Raw genomic sequence first — 16,782 nt, 5'->3', positions numbered from 1 at the left:
GTATTAGCCCCGGATTTCGCGTCGCACGGTCATGCCGACTGCCATGTACGCGATCCCCGAACTGATGAAGTTTATCCCGATCAGGATGCCGAGCGCGATCAGCGAAAGCTTGGGCAAGCCGCACAGGATGATGAGCGACAGCAAGATGCTCGCTGCGGCGGAGATCAGCATCGAGATCCAGCCGCGAGCAGGACGAAGCTCGAACGCGAGCACGCTTTCGAACGCGCCCTGAACCATGAACAGCACGCCCAGGCTGATGGTGATGGCGATCTCGCCGACGATGGGCGTCGCAATGATGAAAGTGCCGGCTGCGATCGTCAAAAGCGAGAACAGCAGCGCAGCGAAGAACGGCCCTGCGCCGCGAATCGAAAAGGCGATCATCAAACCCGCGAATCCGGAAATCACGAGCAGCCAGCCGACGAACACGGTGATCACCAGCGTGGAAACCAGCGGAAACACGAGTGCGGCGCTGCCAAGGACAACGAGCGCAGCGCCAAGCCAGGCGAGATGCGCCGCATCTTTGCTGACTTTTTGTCCAAACGGCGTGTCGGCAAACGCGGTCATGACGGGTCCCCTTAATATTGGCGCTGATCCGCCAGGCCGTTTGCGGCGGCGGATGTGTCAGCGTGATCAAGGGGGAGCATACACGATCGCGTCGTGGAAAACGACATCATTGCAGTGGCCAGACCGCGGCGAGACGATTGTGCGCCGCGGTCTGGCCAGCCGGTATGGACGTCAGGCGTGGAGCACGAAGTCGGTCACCAGCCGGTTGAATTCGTCGGCATGTTCGATCATCGCCCAGTGACCGCAGCGGTTCATCAGGACCATCCGCGAATTGGGGACATAGGCGTTGAGCAGCAACGAATTTTCGTAATGCACCACGCGGTCGTCGCGGCCATGGATCAAGAGCATGGGGATCTGCGATTTCGCCAGAACGTCAAGCGAAGCCCAACGCGAGACAGGGCCGCCCTTGGCCAGCATGTCGAGGAAGTTGGTCAGATGTTCGGGGCGCGCGAGCGCGGCTTCGGAACGCGCCTTGCACAAGGCCTCGGTCGCAAACGTCTTGTCATAGACCATGATGCTGACGAGCGCGTGCATCGCTTCGGGGGTGGGGGTGCGATAGGCCTGTTGCAGGTACTTGAGCCCTTCGGTCGGGCCGTCGCCGGCGCCAAACAGCTTTGGCCCGGGATGGGCGCCCGGCCCCATGGTGATCACATGGCTGATGCGTTCGGGATATTCTGCGGCCAGCGCCAGCGCGATGATCCCGCCCATCGAATTGCCGACGACCGCCGCCTTGTCGATGCCCAGCGCGTCCATGAACTGGATCGTCGCGCCGATATGATCGAGCTTTTCCTTGGTGCAGGCATCGGATTCGCCCCAGCCCGGCATGTCCACCGCATAGACGTGGAAATGCTTGGCCAGCGCCTCGATATTGCCGGAAAAATTGCTCCAGCCGGTCGCTCCGGGACCGCTGCCGTGAAGCAGGATCAGCGGGTGGCCTTCACCGGCCTCGTAATAGCGCAGTTTCCAGTCGGGGGTCTGGATGTCGCGGGCGGTCTCAGCTTGGGTAATCGCCATGGTAGCTCCCTTTCGTGGGTGATTTTGGTGCAGGAGGGCGACGGTCAGTCCATCCACAGGCCGCCGTTGACGTCGATGATTTCACCGGTGACGAAGGCGTTTTCGCGCGCACACAGCCATGCGACCATGCCTGCGACCTCGTCCCCCCGGCCAAGCCGCCCGACCGGGATCTGGCGGACCAGCGCCTCGGGAAAACCGGTCGTCATCGGGCTGGCAATGGGGCCGGGCGCCACGGTGTTGACCGTGATGCCATGGGCGGCGAGTTCCTTGGCGAGATAGAGCGTCAGCGCATGGACCCCGGCCTTGGCCGCGCCATAGGCGGCATTGCCCGCGCGCGTCTGTTCTTCGGGATCGAGCCATGGGCGCGGGTTTCCGCCGTTCTTGGCGAGGACGGAGCCGATATTGACGATGCGGCCAAAGCCTGCGGCCTTCATCGGCGCGATCACCGCCTGCATGGCGAGGAATACCCCGCGCACGTTGATCGCATGAACGCGGTCCCATTCTTCGGGCGTGATCGTCTCGAACGCGCCGAGCGAGGTGATTCCGGCGGCAGTCACCAGGCAGTCGATCCGCCCGAAATCGGCGACCACCGCATCGACCAGCGCGCGCACTTGTACAGGATCGGCAAGGTCGGCGGCATAGGCCCGGCTGGTTCCGCCCAAAAGTGCGGGGCCTGAAAACGGGGGTTCTGTGCGGTCGGCCAGCGCGATCTGCGCGCCGCCGTCTGCCATGCGCCGGGCCACGGCGGCACCGATCATGCCGCCCGCGCCCGTGACAAGCGCCACCATGCCGTCGAGCGCGATGCGGGTCATGATGGCGCCAGCCCCGTTGCATGAAGCGCCGCCTGCCGCCCGAACACCGCGCCGCGCAGCACCGATGTCGATCCGGTATACGTGCGATAATAGATCCCCATGGTTTCCCCCGCCGCGTAAAGGCCGGGGATGGGGCGTCCGTCCTGGTCGATCACGCGGGCGTGCCGGTCGACCTTGAGCCCGCCGAAGGTGAAGACATTGGCCGAGATCACCGGCCATGCCATGAACGGCGCCCGATCGATCGGGCGGGCCCAGTTCGACTTGGGCGGGGTCAGCCCGGTGGTGGCCAGTCCGTCGCGTTCGAGCGGGCGGAAGGCGCCGGTGCCGCAGGCCGCGTTGTAGCGGGCCAGCGTCTCGCTCAGCGTATCCGCGGGCAGGCCCAGCGCCGCAGCCAGTGCTGCGATGCTGTCGGCCTTGACCGGGGGCTGGTCGGTGCGGCTGCCTTTTTGCCAATTGGGCACATCGTCGATCCGCGCATCGAGGATCAGCCAGGCGATCCCGCCGCGCTGTTCGAAAATGCGCCGGGTGACGTTTTCATAATGCGCATCGACTGTGCCGGGGGCCTCGTCGGTAAAGCGCAAGCCTTCGCGGTTGACCAGAATGCCATAGGGAAAAGTGAAGATCGCCGGTTCGGCCAGCCCTGAGCGCGGGTCGATCGGCTCGGCATGATAGCTGCCGAAATCGCCGTTGGGCGCGGCGCCGATGTCCAGCGCCATGCGGATGCCTTCGCCCTTGTTGTAGTGGCCGCCGCGCGCCACCGGGCGCAAGTTGATCGCCTGTGCGCCGACATAGCGGGCGAGCATCTCGGGATTGCCCTCGAACCCGCCGCAGGCCAGGATCACGCTGTCGGCAGCGATCGGCCCCGCGCTGGTTTCCAGCCCGCAGACGCGCCCATCGCGCGTGATCAGTCCGCGTGCGGTCGTTTCAAAGCGGAATTCGACGCCCGCCGCCTTGCAGGCGCCGGTCAGCACTTCGACCATCGCCAGCCCGCCGCCCACCGGCAGCAACCGCGTCGTGGTGGTGGTGATGAACGCGGTGGGCAGAAAATCGAAGCGCAATCCGGCGGCTTCCAGCCAGCGCAAGGTGGGTCCGGCATGATCGGCAAAGGCGCCCAGCATTTCGGGATCGACCACCGACTGGCTGCGCGCGAGCGGTGACCAGTCTTCGTAGGCGCGGACCATTTCCTGTTCGATCGCGGGATCGGTATAGCCGCCCGCATTGGCCATGAAATGATCGACGAAATCGTCGGCCACTTCGTCCATCGACTTCATGCGCAGATAGGCTTCGGTATAGCGGGTATTGCCGCCGTGTTCGCCTTCGCTGGCGCGTTCGATCAGCGTGACCTGTGCACCGCTCTGCGCAGCGGTGAGCGCGGCGCTCAATCCGGCGATCCCGCTGCCGACTACGATCGTGTGCATCGTTACACCTCCGCCTTGAAGCGCTGTTCGCGTGCGTCCCAGCGGTCCTTGGCAACCGCTGCCTGCCGCTCCTCGAACGAGGCGAGCCGATCGTGCACCGCATCGAGCGAGCCTGTCGCCTTGAGCGAGCCGAGCACTTCGGTCGCGCTGCGCACCGCCGCCTGCAGCGCGGCATTGGCATAGAGCACGATGCCAAAGCCCATTTCGGCCAGGTCCGCCTGCGGCAGGGGCGGGGTCTTGCCGCCGTGAACGATGTTGGCGACCTGCGGCACCGGCACTTGCGCGATCCGGCGCATCTGCGCGGCATCGCGCGGTGCCTCGATAAAGGTCATGTCCGCGCCCGCAGCGATGAACGCCTGCGCGCGGTCGATCGCCGCGTCGATGCCTTCGACCGCCAGCGCATCGGTACGCGCAATGATCAGCGTGTCGCGGGTGCGCGCATCGGCCGCCGCCGCGATCTTGGGCAGCATCTCGGACAGCGCGATGACGCCTTTGCCGTTGAAATGGCCGCAGCGCTTGGGAAAATCCTGATCTTCCAGCTGGATCGCCGCCGCGCCCGCCCGTTCGAGCACTTTCATCGTGCGCCAGGTGTTGACCGCGTTGCCAAACCCGGTGTCGGCATCGACAATCAGCGGCAGGTCGACCGCGTCGGCAATGCGCGCAACGGTGCCGGCAATGTCGTCAAGCGAGGTCAGCCCGATGTCGGGGGCGCCAAGCGCCATGTTGGCGATCCCGGCGCCGGTGACATAGACGCATTCAAAGCCGAGATCCTCGATAATCCGGGCAAACAGCGCATTGGCAGCGCCGGGGGCCAGCACGGCCTGGCGGCGGGAAACGATCTCGCGCAGCGACATGGATCAGCCCTCGTTCGCAGCGGCGACAAATTGCGCGGTATTGCCGACCGAGCCGATGGCCGGGGCGATCATGGTGATGAAATGATCGTGCAGCGCAGGGTTTGGCGCGGCGCAGATGTCTTCGATCACCACCGGGGCAAAGCCAGCGTCGTCGGCAAAACGGGCCGTGCTTTCCACGACCAGATGCGTGGCGACGCCGCCCAGGTAAAGCCGCTTGATCCCGTTCTGCATGAGCCAGGTCATCAGGCCGGTGTTGAAAAACGGGTTCACGCATTGCTTGGTGATGATCATCTCGCCCTCGACCGGGGCCACTTCGGGATGGAATTCGGTGCCGAATTCGCCGACGATCGCCGCGCGGTTGGTCTTGAGCCCGCCGATCCGTGCCGCAACGCTCAGGCAATCGGCATAGTCGGCGCGAAAGCCGAGGCGGACATGCACGACCGCCATGCCCGCCGCGCGCGCGGCTTCGAGGCAGCGCTTTGCATTGACGAGAACACCGCGTTCATCGACGATCCGGGCCAGCCCGTGCGCGCCGACTTTGCCTTCGTGTGACACCATTTCGTTTTGCAGGTCGAGCAGCAAAAGGGCGGATTTCATGCTGTAAACTCCGGTCGTCGAGAGACATCCCCGGCCAGGGCGGGCCGGGGGTGCGCGGTTTCAGGCAAAGCGCACGGCGCGTGGGGCCGGCGTTCAGTAACGGAACGAGAGCGTTGCCCCGTACGTGGCAGGACGCCCGGCAAAGCGGGCCGAGATGTCGGCAAGTTTGTAGGCGTTGGTCCAGTAATACTTGTTGGTGACGTTGCGTCCCCACACGCTCAGCTTCCAGCGATCATCGGGTGCGCCGATCCCGGCGCGCAGATCGAGCAAGGTATAGCCGGTGATGGCCAAAGTCGCGTTTTCGCCCAGGGCGCCATTGGTCGAGCTGCGCCCGTTGGCGTTGCTGCCGACAAAGGCCTTGAGCCCCTGGGACAGCGCGAACGTATAGTCCGCCGCCAGCGACCATTGCCATTTCGGCGTGTTGGGGAAAGCTTCGCCCTTGAAGTCCTGCACGGCGCCATAGGGATCGAAATTGGTGAATTCGCCGATCGAGCTGTCGACATAGGTGATGCCGCCGTTCAGGGTCAGCCCGGTCACGGGCCGCACCACGACCTGCAACTCGGCCCCGGTCACTTTCGACCTGGGAATGTTCACCAGAAGATTGAGCGGGCCGAAAATGTTCGGCGTCAGCACCACACTGCCCAGCGTCTGCTTGTCGCGATAGTCGTAATGGAAAACCGCGCCGTCGACATGGACCATGCGGTTCAGGAATGTCACCTTGAAGCCGGCTTCATAGGCGGTCAGTTTTTCCTGCGTGACCGGCGTGTACTGTGTCACCGACGAGGCCGGGATCAGCGGGAAGGCGCCGCCCTTGAAGCCGCGGCTGACCGTGACATAGACCAGCGTGCTGGTGTCGGGCTGGTAATCGAGGCCCACACGCCATGACAGGTTGTCCTGCGACAGCTTGTTGTGCGTGGTGGCGGGCTGGAGATTGCTGTCAAGCTGGGTGCAGGCCGGATTGGGGCCGAGCGCTGCGGGGTTGTTCTGGCTCAGAATCCCGAGGCCGATGGCCAGGCTGCCGTTGGCGGAATTGCCCGTGCATCCGGTGAACGTGTCCGAGCTGTTGGTATAGCGCAGGCCGCCGTGCGCGGTGATCGTGCCGGTCAGGGCGAGATCGAGATTGGCATAGGCGGCGTAATTCTCGAAATGCTGATCGGACGTGATCGGGATCGCGTCGGGCACCGGCAGATCAAAGAAGGCTGCGAAAGGGGCAAAACCTGACGCATCCGACGAATCCAGCGACTGGATCTCGTGGACCTTGTTGTTTTCGTAATTGCCGCCGATGATCCAGCGGCTCTTGTTGCCCAATTCGCCCGACACGCGCAGTTCCTGGAAAAACGCGTCGATCGACCCGCTGTCGGTCGTATCGGCCACGACCAGGGCGGTCGCATCGGGGTCGAGGATGTCGAATTGCCGGTATTGGGCATAAGACGACAGCGACGTCGCCGTAACGGTATCGGTCAGCTTGTAGTCGAACCGCGCGGTGACCTGCCATTGCCGGTCATCGCGGCGGGGGTGGGTGCCGGTCGTCCAGTCGCCGATCCGCGCATTGGATGTCACCAGCGGCTGGGCGGCGAGAACCGGATTGGCAAAAGCCGGCAGCAGCGGATTGACCTGGATAAGCTGCGCCGCCTGCACGTCGGACTTGTCCCAGAAGGCGTTGAAGCTCAGCTTGCCGGTCAGGCGGTCGCCTGCGTTGAAATCGAGCAGACCGCGCAACTGGGTGAAATCGCGCGCACCGATGTGATCGCCAGGGCGCGTTGCGCTGGTCTGCCAGTCGCCCGAGCCTTCGTGGCGCGCGGCGAGCCGCACGCGGACGTTATCGCTGATCGGGCCGGAGACATAGCCGCCCAGTTCCCACGCGTTGAAGCGGCCAAAGCCGGCATCGACGCCTGCGTGCAAGTCGGAGGTGGGCCGCGCCGCGATGTAGTTGACCGCGCCGCCGGTCGAGTTCGACCCGAACAGCAGGCCTTGCGGGCCCTTGAGCACTTCGACCCGCTCGAGATCGAAGCTGGCGCTGCGCGTCATGGCCGAAAGCGGCAGCGGGGCTTCGTCCTGATAGACGGTCACCGTCGGGGTAGAGGCGATGTCATAGTTGTAGAACCCGACCCCGCGCAGCGAATAGACCGGCGTGCTGTAGGCCGATTGGGTGAAGGTGAAGCCGGGCACGATCTTGCCCAGATCGTCTGCACTCCTGATACCGGCGGCGGCAAGATCGTTGCCCGATGCCGCAGTGATCGACATCGGCACGCGGTTGATCGATTCCGCATGTTTGGTTGCGGTGACGACGATTTCGGCAATGCCCTGTGCCGATGCATCTGCCTGTGTCGCCGGGGCCTTTGTTGCGGGGGCCTGTGTTGCCGGGGTTTGGGCCGGAGCAGCGGCGACTTGCGCCTGCGCGCTGCCTGCGGTGACCAGTGCCGCGCCGATGGCGAATGCGGAAACGGATGCGCTTGCCGCGCGGTAGATCGATTTCATGGTCTCTCCCTCAGCACTGTGCCGCGCGAGTGGCGGTCTTGGCTTTCCTCTTGACCGCACCGCTAGAACATTGCCATCATCGCCTGTAGCGATAAATTTTAATAGCATATATCGACATAGACGATAGGGGGAGTGCGATGCGGAATGTTCTTGTGGTTGGCGCGGGCAATGCGGCCTTGTGCGCAGCAATCGCTGCAGCAGAGGGCGGTGCGCGTGTTACCGTTCTGGAGCGTGCGCCGCGTGCCGTGCGCGGCGGCAATTCCGCCTTTACCGGCGGCTGCTTTCGCACGGTCTATGACGGGGCCGACGATATTGCGCGGCTCGTGCCGGATCTGACGCCTGAAGAGCGGGCGACGAGCGATTTCGGCAGCTACGACGCCGAAAAATTCTACCTCGATCTGTGCGAGCTGAGCGGATACCGCGCCGATCCGGCGCTGATCGAGATTCTTGTGCAGGAAAGTCTGCCCACGCTGTTGTGGATGCGCGAACGCGGTGTGCGCTTTCTGCCGGCTTATGGGCGCCAGTCGTTCAAGGTGGACGGGCGCAATGTGTTCTGGGGCGGATTGACCGTCGAAACGGCAGGCGGCGGCCTGGGTCTTGTCGATGCGCTGTTTCGGCGGGCCGAAGCGCTGGGCGTTGCGATCCGGTATGATCACAAGGTCGAAGGCCTGATCGGCGACCGGCATCATGTCGGCGGGGTCATCGTCAATGGCGAAACGCTGGCGGCCGATGCGGTCATCCTTGCCGCAGGGGGCTATCATGCCAATACGGAATGGCGCGTGCGTTATCTGGGGCAGGGCTGGGATCTCGCGAAAGTCCGTGGATCGCGCTACAACACGGGCAATGTGATCCGTGCCGCGCTCGATCTTGGCGCGCGCTCGCATGGCAACTGGTCGGGCTGTCACAGCGTGTTCTTTGACGCGGGGGCCGATGATTTCGGCAATCTTGCCATGCTCAACCAGCAGAAGAACTATTTCACGCTGGGCATGGTGGTAAACCGCGAGGGGCAGCGCTTTTTCGACGAAGGGGCGGATTTTCGCAATTACACCTATTCGCGGATGGGCGCGGCGATTTTGCGGCAGCCGGGCGGAACCGGCTGGCAGGTGTTCGACGCGCAAACGAGTGCGATCCTGCCCGACGAATATCGCGTGGCGCGCGCGGCGCGTTTTCAGGCCGATACGCTCGAGGGGCTGGCCGCGAAGATGGAAGGGATCGATCGCGACGCCTTTCTGCGCACGGTTGCGCAGTTCAACGCGGCGGTGGGCGAAGATGTGCCGTTCAACCCGGCGGTCAAGGACGGACGGCGCACGCATGGCCTGCCGATCGACAAGACCAACTGGGCGCTGGCCTTGCGCGAACCGCCGTTTGTCGCCTTTCAGGTGACCTGCGGCATCACCCTGACCTATGGCGGGCTGGCGATCGACGAACAGGCGCGAGTCCAGAACGAAGAGGGCGAGGCGATTGCCGGGCTCTACGCGGCGGGCGAACTTGTCGGCGGACTCTACTACGACCGCTATCCCGGCGGCGCGGGATTGACCAGCGGCGCGGTCTTCGGGCGGATCGCCGGGATGGCTGCTGCGGCCTGATGCGCTCTTGCGGCAGGGCGGCGGGGATCTTTTCCCGCCGTTCAGGCCGTGACCTCCACCAGCGTCTGGCGGAGCCAGGCCATGGCGATATCCTTGCCCTGATCGGGGCGCCACATGGCCGTGATCTCGATCTCGGGCGTGGGGAGTGGCGGCTCGATCCACTTGAGCTTCCATTCCCCGGTCAGCGTGGTGGCAAGCCGGCGGGGCAGGATCGCAACGGCATCGCTTCCTGCGACAATACGGGCAAAAATCAGGTAATTGCCCATGGTGAGGCGCAAGTTGGCACTTTTGCCAAGCTGATCCCACAGCATCATTTCATGGTTGAAGGCGACTTTGGGCAAGGCGGAATAGCCGATATGCCGCAGCGCCAGGAATTCATCGGCGGGCATGCCGGGATAGAGCGCCTCGTTGTCCTGCGCGCCGATGCAGACATAGCTGTCGTGATAGAGCCTTGCGCTTTCCATCCCGGCCGTGCGCAAGGCGGTGGCTGGAAAGAGGAACATGTCGATGTCCGGGCGGGTCGAACGGTTGATGAACTGGGGCCGAATTTCGACAAAGTCGAAGGACAGCTGCGGCGCTTCCTCCGCCGCGCGGGTAAGCAGTTTGGCCCCGATCAGGGCGACGACATAGTCAGCCGTGGCAATGACCAGTCGCCGCTCGACCGTATCGACCTTTCCCAATGACTTGGTGAGCACGGTGCGCACACCGTTCAGCAGATACGACACGTCGGGCATGATCTGTTCGGCAAGGGCCGTGGGCACCATCTCGCTGCCGGTCCAGGTAAACAGTTCGTCGCCCAGCGCCTGACGCAGCCGGTTGAGCGCGGCGCTGACTGTCGATTGTGCCAGGTTGAGCGTGCGCGCGGCATTCGACACATTGCGCGTCGTCCAGATGGCTTCCATCGTCACCAGCAGGTTGACGTCGAAATCACGCAATTGCATCGCGGCCTCCAAAATTGCCATTCGTGATAGTGGGTATTCAAACATATCGTTTTAGGCAATAGGCCCCGCACGCTACCTCTCGGCCAACAGATCGCGATTCATACGCGAACGGGAGAGAAGCATGGCCGAGTTGCAAAACCTCGCCTACGTTGTCGTTGCTGCAAGCGATCTCGCTGCCTGGCGCGACTTTGCTGCAAACATCATCGGGCTGGGTATTGGCGATACCGATGCGGGCGCGGTTGGCCTGCGCATGGATGGCCATCCGTGGCGGATATTGATCGAGCCGGGCGCCGACGATGATCTGACTCATGCCGGCTGGGATCTTGGCACGGCGGGCGATCTCGAAGACTACGTCGCTGCGCTGCGCGCCAAAGGGGCCGATGTGCGCGAAGAAAGCGCCGAGCGCGCCGCTGCACGCCATGTCACGCGGTTGTTCAGCCTGGCCGATCCGATCGGCTTTACGCATGAATTCTTCACCGGGCGCACCGGGCTGCGCGACGACGGCGGAAATCTCTCGCCGATCCTGCGCGGGCAGGGCTTTGTCACCAGCGATCTGGGGATTGGCCACATTCTGCCGGTCTGCAAGGATTACGAGGAGGGGGTGCGCTGGTATCGGGATGTGCTGGGCCTGCGCTACAGCGATCGCATCCGCCAGGAAATGGCCCCCGGCATCTACGCCGATGCGACCTTTTTCCACACCGCGACCGGTCGCCACCATTCGCTGGCCACAGGCGCGTTTCCTTCGGCCAAGCGGCTGAACCACCTCATGCTCGAATATCGCGACATGAACGATGTCGGGCTGGCCTGCGACCGCGCAAAGAAGGCCGCAATCCCCATCGTGCTGGAACTGGGCCATCATCCCAACGACCAGATGTTCAGTTTCTACATGCGCACGCCGTCGGGCTTTGGCATCGAACTGGGTCACGGCGGCGTGGTCATCGACGAGGCCACATGGGCACCGCAGATCTACGACGTGATGTCGGACTGGGGTCACGTGCGCAACATGGCGATGGTCGACTGAAACCGGCCCGATCCGGCATCGGACGCGTCGGGCGCAAAGCGCCTGCGTGCCCTCCTTCCCACGCCACCGGCAAGGTTTCGATCATGACTGCCCTGTCTTCCCGAACACTATCGCCTGCGCCGGACCTTACGCCGACATCCGACCTGTTCCGTCAGGGGATGCGGCGGCTTGCCGGGGCCTGCACCATCATCACCTCGTTTGCACCGGGCGAAGGGCGCGAGGGCTGGACCGGAATGACCGCGACGGCGGTGGCCTCGGTCACCGCCGATCCGGCGCAACTGCTGGTCTGTATCAACCGGTCCACCTGGGCGCATGGCATCATCGCCCGGTCGCAGGTGCTGGGCGTCAATGTCCTGGGCGACGATGCCCTGGCGCTGGCCGGACGCTTTGCCGGCGGCGTGGCTCCTTGCGAAAAGTTTGCACAAGGGGCTTGGGCGACCGGCGCAACCGGGGCCCCTCTGCTGGCCGACGCGCTCGTCAGTTTCGATTGCCGCGTGGCCGAGTGCATCGTGGCGAGCACGCACGACATTTTTATCTGCGACGTGGTGGATGTCCTGCTGCGTGAATCCGGCGGTGATCCGCTGATCTATTTCGACGGGGCTTTTCTTGGCGATCGCCAGCCCCCTGTTTCCAGAAATTCACAGGAGAATCAGCAATGAGCACTGCTGTCCTTACGCAATCGACGATCGAGATTCCGACTTGCGAGGAACTGGTTGCCCGTGCCGCGGCGATGGTGCCCGGCCTGCGTGCCCGCGCCGACGAGATCGAGCAGGCGCGCAAGGTGCCCAAGGACGTCATCGAGATGTTCCGGCAGGCCGGTTTTTTCCGCATCCTGCAGCCCAGGCAGTATGGCGGCTGGGAAATGAACCCCGGCGTGTTCATGCGGGTCTTGAGCGAGCTTGGCCGCGGCTGTTGCGCCAGCGCGTGGAACATGATGATTCTGGGCGTGCACAACTGGGAATTCGGCCTGATGGATGATCGCGCCGCGCGCGATGTGTGGGGCAAGAACAACGAGGCGATCATCGCGTCGTCCTATCCGCCGATGGGCGAGATGACCAAAGTCGAGGGCGGCTGGCGCCTCAAGGGCCGCTGGCCGACATCGAGCGGCAGCGATCATGGCGAATGGGCCTTTATCGGCGCGCTGGAAAAGGACGAAAACGGGGTGCCGATCGACCGGCATGCGCTGCTGGTCCATCGCGATGACTACGAGATCATCGATGACTGGTTCACCTTTGGCCTGGCGGGCACCGGTTCCAAGAGCTTGTTGATCAAGGATGCCTTCGTTCCCGATCACCGCACGCATTCGATGATCGACTACAAGCTTGACGATCGCCCGACGAACTATCTGTTTCCTTTCGCGATGATCTTCTATTCGTCGGTTTCTGCGGTGACGCTCGGTTTTGCCCAGGGCGCGATCGATGTGTTCATCGAGCAGATGCAGGTGCGCGTCGACAATGGTTCGGGTGCGGCGACGCGGCTGAGCCCTTATGTCAAGGACCGGCTGGCCAATGCGGTTGCCAAAGTCCGTTCCTCGCGGGCGCGGATGGAACAGATGATCGCGCATTGCACGCAGATCGTCGAACGGCGCGAGCTGGTCTCCATCGACGATCGCATCCATTACATGCTCGACATGGCGCGCATCGGCCGCGAGTGCGAAGAAGCCGTGCTGACGCTGTACAAGTGTACCGGCGCACGCGGCGTATATCGCTCCAATCCGATCCAGCGCTATTTGCGCGACGTGCTGGTGGCGGCCAATCACATCACCCAGGATGCCGACAACAACGCCGGTGCGCTGGGCGGCTATCTGCTGAGCGGGGAATTGCCGCCGCTGCTTTACGAAAAGCCGAAGCGAGGCTGAGCCATGACGATGCGCATCTGGCACCAGAGCTTTACCGTTCTGAGCGACCTTGCCGCCTATGACGAGGCGTTGAGGGATCATTTCCGGCGCGTGGCGCGGCCTGACACGGTCATCGACATGCACGGGATGCGGGCAGGAACCTATCGCACCAATTATCCGGGCGACGACATCAAGCATGTCGGTTTTCAGTTTCTGCACGCGATCCAGTTTCTGCAAGGCGCGCTGCTGGCCGAACGGCAAGGGTATGATGCCTATGCGCTGAGCACGTTGCCCGAGCCGGGGCTGCGCGAAATCCGCGCGTTGGTCGGCATTCCGGTGGTCGGGTATGGTGAATCCGCGGCGCGCGCAGCGGTCGGCGATGGCCGCAAGTTCGGCGCGCTGGTGTTCATTCCCGAACTGGCGGAGCTCTATTGCGACAATGTCCGTCGCCATGGGTTGGGCTGTCGGTTGGTCGGGGCCTGCGATGTCGGGTTCCGGTTTACCGACGTGCTCGCCGGCTTTGACAGCCCGGGGCCCCTGATCGACCGGTTTCGCACTGCGGCGCGGGCGTTGATCGCGCGGGGCGCAGAGGCGATCGTGCCGGGTGAGGCGCCGCTCAACGTGCTGCTGGCGATGAATGGTGTCACGCAGGTCGACGATGTGCCGGTGATCGATTCGCTGGGCGCCTGGGTCCATGCGGCCGAAGCGATGGTCGACCGGCGGCGGGCCGGCGACGAGCCTGCGGGGACAGGGTATTTCGGGGCGATCCCCGACCCCGTCCGCCGCGACGAAATTCTCGATTTCTATGGATTGAATCCGGCATGACAGACGTGATCGTGATGGGCGGCGGGGCTGCCGGCTGGTCGGCGGCGCTGGCCGCCACCCAGGCCGGGCTGTCGGTCCTGCTGTTGGAAAAGCTGGCTGAATCGGGCGGATCTTCGGCGCTGAGCGGGGGGTGTCTGGCCTTTGCCGGGACAGACCTTCAGGCGGCGCAGGGCGTGGAGGACAGCCCCGGGCTGTTGCTGCGCGACTTGTGCGAAGTCGGGCAACATGTGAACGACGAGGCGCTGGTGCGCGCCTATTGCGAGGCGCAACTCGCCACGTATGACTGGCTCAAGGCCGCAGGCGTCGGCTTCAGCCCGGTGATCGAGACGGCATCGGGGCAATCGGTGCCGCGTGTGCACACGGTCGATCCCGCCGACATGGTGCGCACGCTCAGGGCTGCGGCAGAGGCGAGCGGGCTGGTGGAATACCGCCCCGGTGTCGCCGCCCGGGCGCTGATCCAGGATGCGGACGGGCGCGTGGTCGGCGTGCGGCCGGGCTCGGGCGAAGACTTGTTTGGCGCGCGCGCAGTGATCATCGCCAGCGGCGGCTTTGCCAGGAATCCCGATCTGCTCGAGCGGTATGCGCCACAGTATGCCGAGGCGGTGTTTGTCGCAGGCGCGGGTTCGCAGGGCGACGGCCTGTTGATGGCCGAAGCGCTCGGCGCGGACTTGCGCGACATGGCCTATGTGAAGGGCACATTCGGCAAGCATCCCACCGACGAAACCAACGATCACAGCCTTCAGGCCGTCTACAAGGGCGCCATCGCCGTCAACCAGGGCGGCAAACGGTTCGTCAATGAAAGCATTTCGTACAAGCTGCTGGGCGATGCCGTGATGGCGCAGCCCTGGCACACCGGCTATCAGATCATGGATCAGGGCATTTTCGACACCGGGGACGACCGGGTGCGGATTCTCGACTTCGGGCGCAGGCTGGAAGAAGGGCTGTTCTATGTCGCCGACAGCCTTGAAGCGCTCGCCGCCCGGATCGAGATCGATCCCGACGTGCTGGTCGATACGGTGACGCGCTACAACGGCTATGTCGATGCAGGCCGTGATCCGGAATTCAACCGGACCCATCTCGTCCATCATCATGGCGCGCTGCGCCGGATCGAGACGGCGCCGTTCTATGCCTATCCGTCGACAGCGGTCGTCTTCGGCACCTATTGCGGGCTGCGCATCGACAATGCTGCGCGCGTGCTGCGCAGCGACGGTAGCGCGATTGCGGGCCTTTACGCGGCGGGCGAGGTGACCGGCGGCTTCCATGGCGCGGCCTACATGACCGGCTCTGCGCTCGGCAAGGCGGTGGTGTTCGGGCGGCTTGCCGGGATGGCTGCGGCGGCGCAATGAACATCCTCGTCCTGATCGCAGGCGTGCTCGATCCGAAATGGCCGGTCGCGCCCTTCGGCGACGGTTTGCCGGAACGCGCCGCCGATCGCCTGATCCTCAGCCCGTTTGACGAAGCCGCGCTCGAAATCGCCTTGCGCATCAGGGACGCACACAGCGCCACCGCGATCCGGGCGATTGTCGCCGGCGGGGAGGAGGCCATCCGGCTCGCGCGTGCGGTCGCGGCGCTCAATATCGCCGATGTCGCGACCGTGGCCCTGGCCGCGCCGTGGGATCAGGCCGCGACCGCGCGCGAGCTGGCGGCGGTGTGCGATGATGCGGACCTTGTCCTGATGGGCCGCGAATTCGGCGATTGCGATGATGGACTGGTTCCGCCGATGCTTGCCGGATTGTTGGGCAAGCCGTTTTTCGGGCGTGTGCAAGTGGTCGAGACGACAGGCGCGATCCGGCTGATGCGCGAGGCGGCGATCTGCGAGGAATGGCTGACGGTTGCGCAGCCGGTTGTGGCCAGCGTGACCAACGACCGGCGCACACGCTTGCGCAAGCCGTTGATGAAGAACGTGATGATGGCGCGACAGGCCCAAATCGGAACGTTGACGCATTGCGCGGCCCCCAAGGGCGGCGCTGATCTTGCGGGCGTGAGCGCGCACGCGGGCGCACGTGCCATGGTCGATTGTGCGATGATCGGCGGTTCGCCCGAAGATCAGGCAAGCGCGATCGCCGCCCTGCTTGTGGAGGCTGCACGATGAGCCGCTGGCATGTTTTCGGTGTACGCCCGGGCGGGGCTTGTCCGACCCTGCTGCCCGCCTTTGAGGAACCGACCTTGCTGGTCTTCCCCGCCACGGCCGAGGGCGAAGCGCTGTGCGGGGCCATTGCGGCGGCCAGCGGCGCGGCCATGCTCGGGCGGATCGCGTCGCTGGCGCGCGAGGGGCATGCGCTTGTCGCATCGCGGACCACGCATGGCGGGCGCATTGCCGTGCGGTTGCGGGTTGCGGAGGGCCTGGCCGTGGCGGTGGTGAACGACATGCCCGACCTCGACGGCGCAATCGCGCTGGGCGCGCCCGCCGAACCGGCGCCGGAACGCATCGCCCGCGCCGATCAGCGCGTGGCGCTGGAAAGCGCACGGATCGTGCTGGGCGGCGGGCGCGGGCTGGACGAGGCAGGCTTTGCCCTGCTGGAACGCATCGCCGAGGCGCTCGGCGGGGCAGTCGGCGCCAGCCTGCCTGCGGTTGACCTCGGCCTTGCCCCGGTGTCGCAGCAAGTGGGGCAGTCGGGCAAATTCGTGACGCCTGCGCTCTATTTTGCAGTCGGCATGTCAGGCACGCCGCAACATCTCGCCGGAATCGGCAGCGCCACGCGCCTGATCGCGCTCAACAGCGATCCCGCCGCAGCCATTTTCCGCGTGGCAGAAGCCGGAGCGGCGGCAGATGCGCGCACTCTTCTGCCGCTTGTCCTGCGCGCAGTCGAAGCGGGGCTTGCGGCCTGACCGACC

Annotated in this window: 16 protein-coding genes; 8 read left to right on the top strand and 8 right to left on the bottom strand. The window is 64.7% G+C overall.

The features are described 5' to 3' along the window. Window positions 1-3: 3 nt before the first annotated feature. The 7 genes from AQZ50_RS13085 to AQZ50_RS13055 all read right to left on the bottom strand — a co-directional run bounded on the left by AQZ50_RS13085 (window position 4) and on the right by AQZ50_RS13055 (window position 7,737). The gene (locus AQZ50_RS13085; RefSeq protein WP_067746902.1) at window positions 4-564 is read right to left on the bottom strand and encodes an HdeD family acid-resistance protein; all 561 of its coding nucleotides are present in this window, start codon (window positions 562-564) and stop codon (window positions 4-6) included. 171 nt (window positions 565-735) lie between these two features. Continuing rightward, complete coding sequence (locus AQZ50_RS13080) at window positions 736-1,578, bottom strand: alpha/beta fold hydrolase (protein WP_067746901.1); 843 nt, start codon at window positions 1,576-1,578, stop codon at window positions 736-738. 44 nt (window positions 1,579-1,622) lie between these two features. Further along, window positions 1,623-2,390, bottom strand: a complete 768-nt coding sequence (locus AQZ50_RS13075) for an SDR family NAD(P)-dependent oxidoreductase (RefSeq protein WP_067746900.1) — start codon at window positions 2,388-2,390, stop codon at window positions 1,623-1,625. Then, on the bottom strand, window positions 2,387-3,808 hold the full coding sequence (locus AQZ50_RS13070; protein WP_067746899.1) for an FAD-dependent oxidoreductase: 1,422 nt from the start codon (window positions 3,806-3,808) through the stop codon (window positions 2,387-2,389). The genes AQZ50_RS13075 and AQZ50_RS13070 overlap by 4 nt, the downstream gene beginning before the upstream one ends. Window positions 3,809-3,810: 2 nt before the next feature. Further along, window positions 3,811-4,662 (bottom strand): isocitrate lyase/PEP mutase family protein, encoded by an 852-nt coding sequence (locus AQZ50_RS13065; protein ID WP_067746898.1) that lies wholly within the window; start codon window positions 4,660-4,662, stop codon window positions 3,811-3,813. 3 nt (window positions 4,663-4,665) lie between these two features. Then, window positions 4,666-5,259 carry a cysteine hydrolase family protein gene (locus tag AQZ50_RS13060; protein WP_067746897.1) on the bottom strand — a complete coding sequence of 198 codons (594 nt, stop codon included), beginning with the start codon at window positions 5,257-5,259 and terminating at the stop codon, window positions 4,666-4,668. Window positions 5,260-5,352: 93 nt separating this feature from the next. Next, window positions 5,353-7,737 (bottom strand): TonB-dependent receptor, encoded by a 2,385-nt coding sequence (locus AQZ50_RS13055; protein WP_067746896.1) that lies wholly within the window; start codon window positions 7,735-7,737, stop codon window positions 5,353-5,355. 137 nt (window positions 7,738-7,874) lie between these two features. On the opposite strand from AQZ50_RS13055, the gene tcuA reads away from it, so the two are divergent. Next, a complete protein-coding gene (gene tcuA, locus AQZ50_RS13050) occupies window positions 7,875-9,323 on the top strand; it encodes an FAD-dependent tricarballylate dehydrogenase TcuA (RefSeq protein WP_067746895.1) in 1,449 nt (482 codons plus the stop codon). A gap of 41 nt (window positions 9,324-9,364) precedes the next feature. On the opposite strand, the gene AQZ50_RS13045 is transcribed toward tcuA, so the two are convergent. Continuing rightward, window positions 9,365-10,264 (bottom strand): LysR family transcriptional regulator, encoded by a 900-nt coding sequence (locus AQZ50_RS13045; RefSeq protein WP_197412480.1) that lies wholly within the window; start codon window positions 10,262-10,264, stop codon window positions 9,365-9,367. Window positions 10,265-10,385: 121 nt separating this feature from the next. On the opposite strand from AQZ50_RS13045, the gene AQZ50_RS13040 reads away from it, so the two are divergent. From AQZ50_RS13040 to AQZ50_RS13010, 7 genes are all read left to right on the top strand, one after another. After that, window positions 10,386-11,285, top strand: a complete 900-nt coding sequence (locus AQZ50_RS13040; protein ID WP_067746893.1) for a VOC family protein — start codon at window positions 10,386-10,388, stop codon at window positions 11,283-11,285. A gap of 83 nt (window positions 11,286-11,368) precedes the next feature. Further along, window positions 11,369-11,944, top strand: a complete 576-nt coding sequence (locus AQZ50_RS13035) for a flavin reductase family protein (protein ID WP_156427357.1) — start codon at window positions 11,369-11,371, stop codon at window positions 11,942-11,944. Continuing rightward, window positions 11,941-13,143, top strand: a complete 1,203-nt coding sequence (locus tag AQZ50_RS13030) for an acyl-CoA dehydrogenase family protein (protein WP_067746891.1) — start codon at window positions 11,941-11,943, stop codon at window positions 13,141-13,143. Before AQZ50_RS13035 ends, AQZ50_RS13030 begins: the two co-directional genes overlap by 4 nt. Window positions 13,144-13,146: 3 nt before the next feature. Next, a complete protein-coding gene (locus AQZ50_RS13025; protein WP_067746890.1) occupies window positions 13,147-13,947 on the top strand; it encodes an aspartate/glutamate racemase family protein in 801 nt (266 codons plus the stop codon). Continuing rightward, window positions 13,944-15,293 carry an FAD-dependent oxidoreductase gene (locus AQZ50_RS13020; protein WP_067746889.1) on the top strand — a complete coding sequence of 450 codons (1,350 nt, stop codon included), beginning with the start codon at window positions 13,944-13,946 and terminating at the stop codon, window positions 15,291-15,293. The genes AQZ50_RS13025 and AQZ50_RS13020 overlap by 4 nt, the downstream gene beginning before the upstream one ends. Continuing rightward, on the top strand, window positions 15,290-16,039 hold the full coding sequence (locus AQZ50_RS13015) for an electron transfer flavoprotein subunit beta/FixA family protein (protein WP_067746888.1): 750 nt from the start codon (window positions 15,290-15,292) through the stop codon (window positions 16,037-16,039). Before AQZ50_RS13020 ends, AQZ50_RS13015 begins: the two co-directional genes overlap by 4 nt. Further along, complete coding sequence (locus AQZ50_RS13010; protein ID WP_067746887.1) at window positions 16,036-16,776, top strand: electron transfer flavoprotein subunit alpha/FixB family protein; 741 nt, start codon at window positions 16,036-16,038, stop codon at window positions 16,774-16,776. Before AQZ50_RS13015 ends, AQZ50_RS13010 begins: the two co-directional genes overlap by 4 nt. Window positions 16,777-16,782: the final 6 nt, after the last annotated feature.

It is taken from the genome of Novosphingobium sp. Fuku2-ISO-50 (assembly GCF_001519055.1).
Lineage (GTDB): Bacteria > Pseudomonadota > Alphaproteobacteria > Sphingomonadales > Sphingomonadaceae > Novosphingobium.
The sequence above is the reverse complement of the archived record's forward strand: the minus strand, read 5'-3'. Positions and strand labels throughout refer to the sequence as shown.

Coding starts and splice junctions, on each gene's coding strand:
- AQZ50_RS13085 (WP_067746902.1), bottom strand. CDS start 564: ATGACCGCGTTTGCCGACACGCCGTTTGGACAAAAAGTCAGCAAAGAT.
- AQZ50_RS13080 (WP_067746901.1), bottom strand. CDS start 1,578: ATGGCGATTACCCAAGCTGAGACCGCCCGCGACATCCAGACCCCCGAC.
- AQZ50_RS13075 (WP_067746900.1), bottom strand. CDS start 2,390: ATGACCCGCATCGCGCTCGACGGCATGGTGGCGCTTGTCACGGGCGCG.
- AQZ50_RS13070 (WP_067746899.1), bottom strand. CDS start 3,808: ATGCACACGATCGTAGTCGGCAGCGGGATCGCCGGATTGAGCGCCGCG.
- AQZ50_RS13065 (WP_067746898.1), bottom strand. CDS start 4,662: ATGTCGCTGCGCGAGATCGTTTCCCGCCGCCAGGCCGTGCTGGCCCCC.
- AQZ50_RS13060 (WP_067746897.1), bottom strand. CDS start 5,259: ATGAAATCCGCCCTTTTGCTGCTCGACCTGCAAAACGAAATGGTGTCA.
- AQZ50_RS13055 (WP_067746896.1), bottom strand. CDS start 7,737: ATGAAATCGATCTACCGCGCGGCAAGCGCATCCGTTTCCGCATTCGCC.
- tcuA (WP_067746895.1), top strand. CDS start 7,875: ATGCGGAATGTTCTTGTGGTTGGCGCGGGCAATGCGGCCTTGTGCGCA.
- AQZ50_RS13045 (WP_197412480.1), bottom strand. CDS start 10,264: ATGCAATTGCGTGATTTCGACGTCAACCTGCTGGTGACGATGGAAGCC.
- AQZ50_RS13040 (WP_067746893.1), top strand. CDS start 10,386: ATGGCCGAGTTGCAAAACCTCGCCTACGTTGTCGTTGCTGCAAGCGAT.
- AQZ50_RS13035 (WP_156427357.1), top strand. CDS start 11,369: ATGACTGCCCTGTCTTCCCGAACACTATCGCCTGCGCCGGACCTTACG.
- AQZ50_RS13030 (WP_067746891.1), top strand. CDS start 11,941: ATGAGCACTGCTGTCCTTACGCAATCGACGATCGAGATTCCGACTTGC.
- AQZ50_RS13025 (WP_067746890.1), top strand. CDS start 13,147: ATGACGATGCGCATCTGGCACCAGAGCTTTACCGTTCTGAGCGACCTT.
- AQZ50_RS13020 (WP_067746889.1), top strand. CDS start 13,944: ATGACAGACGTGATCGTGATGGGCGGCGGGGCTGCCGGCTGGTCGGCG.
- AQZ50_RS13015 (WP_067746888.1), top strand. CDS start 15,290: ATGAACATCCTCGTCCTGATCGCAGGCGTGCTCGATCCGAAATGGCCG.
- AQZ50_RS13010 (WP_067746887.1), top strand. CDS start 16,036: ATGAGCCGCTGGCATGTTTTCGGTGTACGCCCGGGCGGGGCTTGTCCG.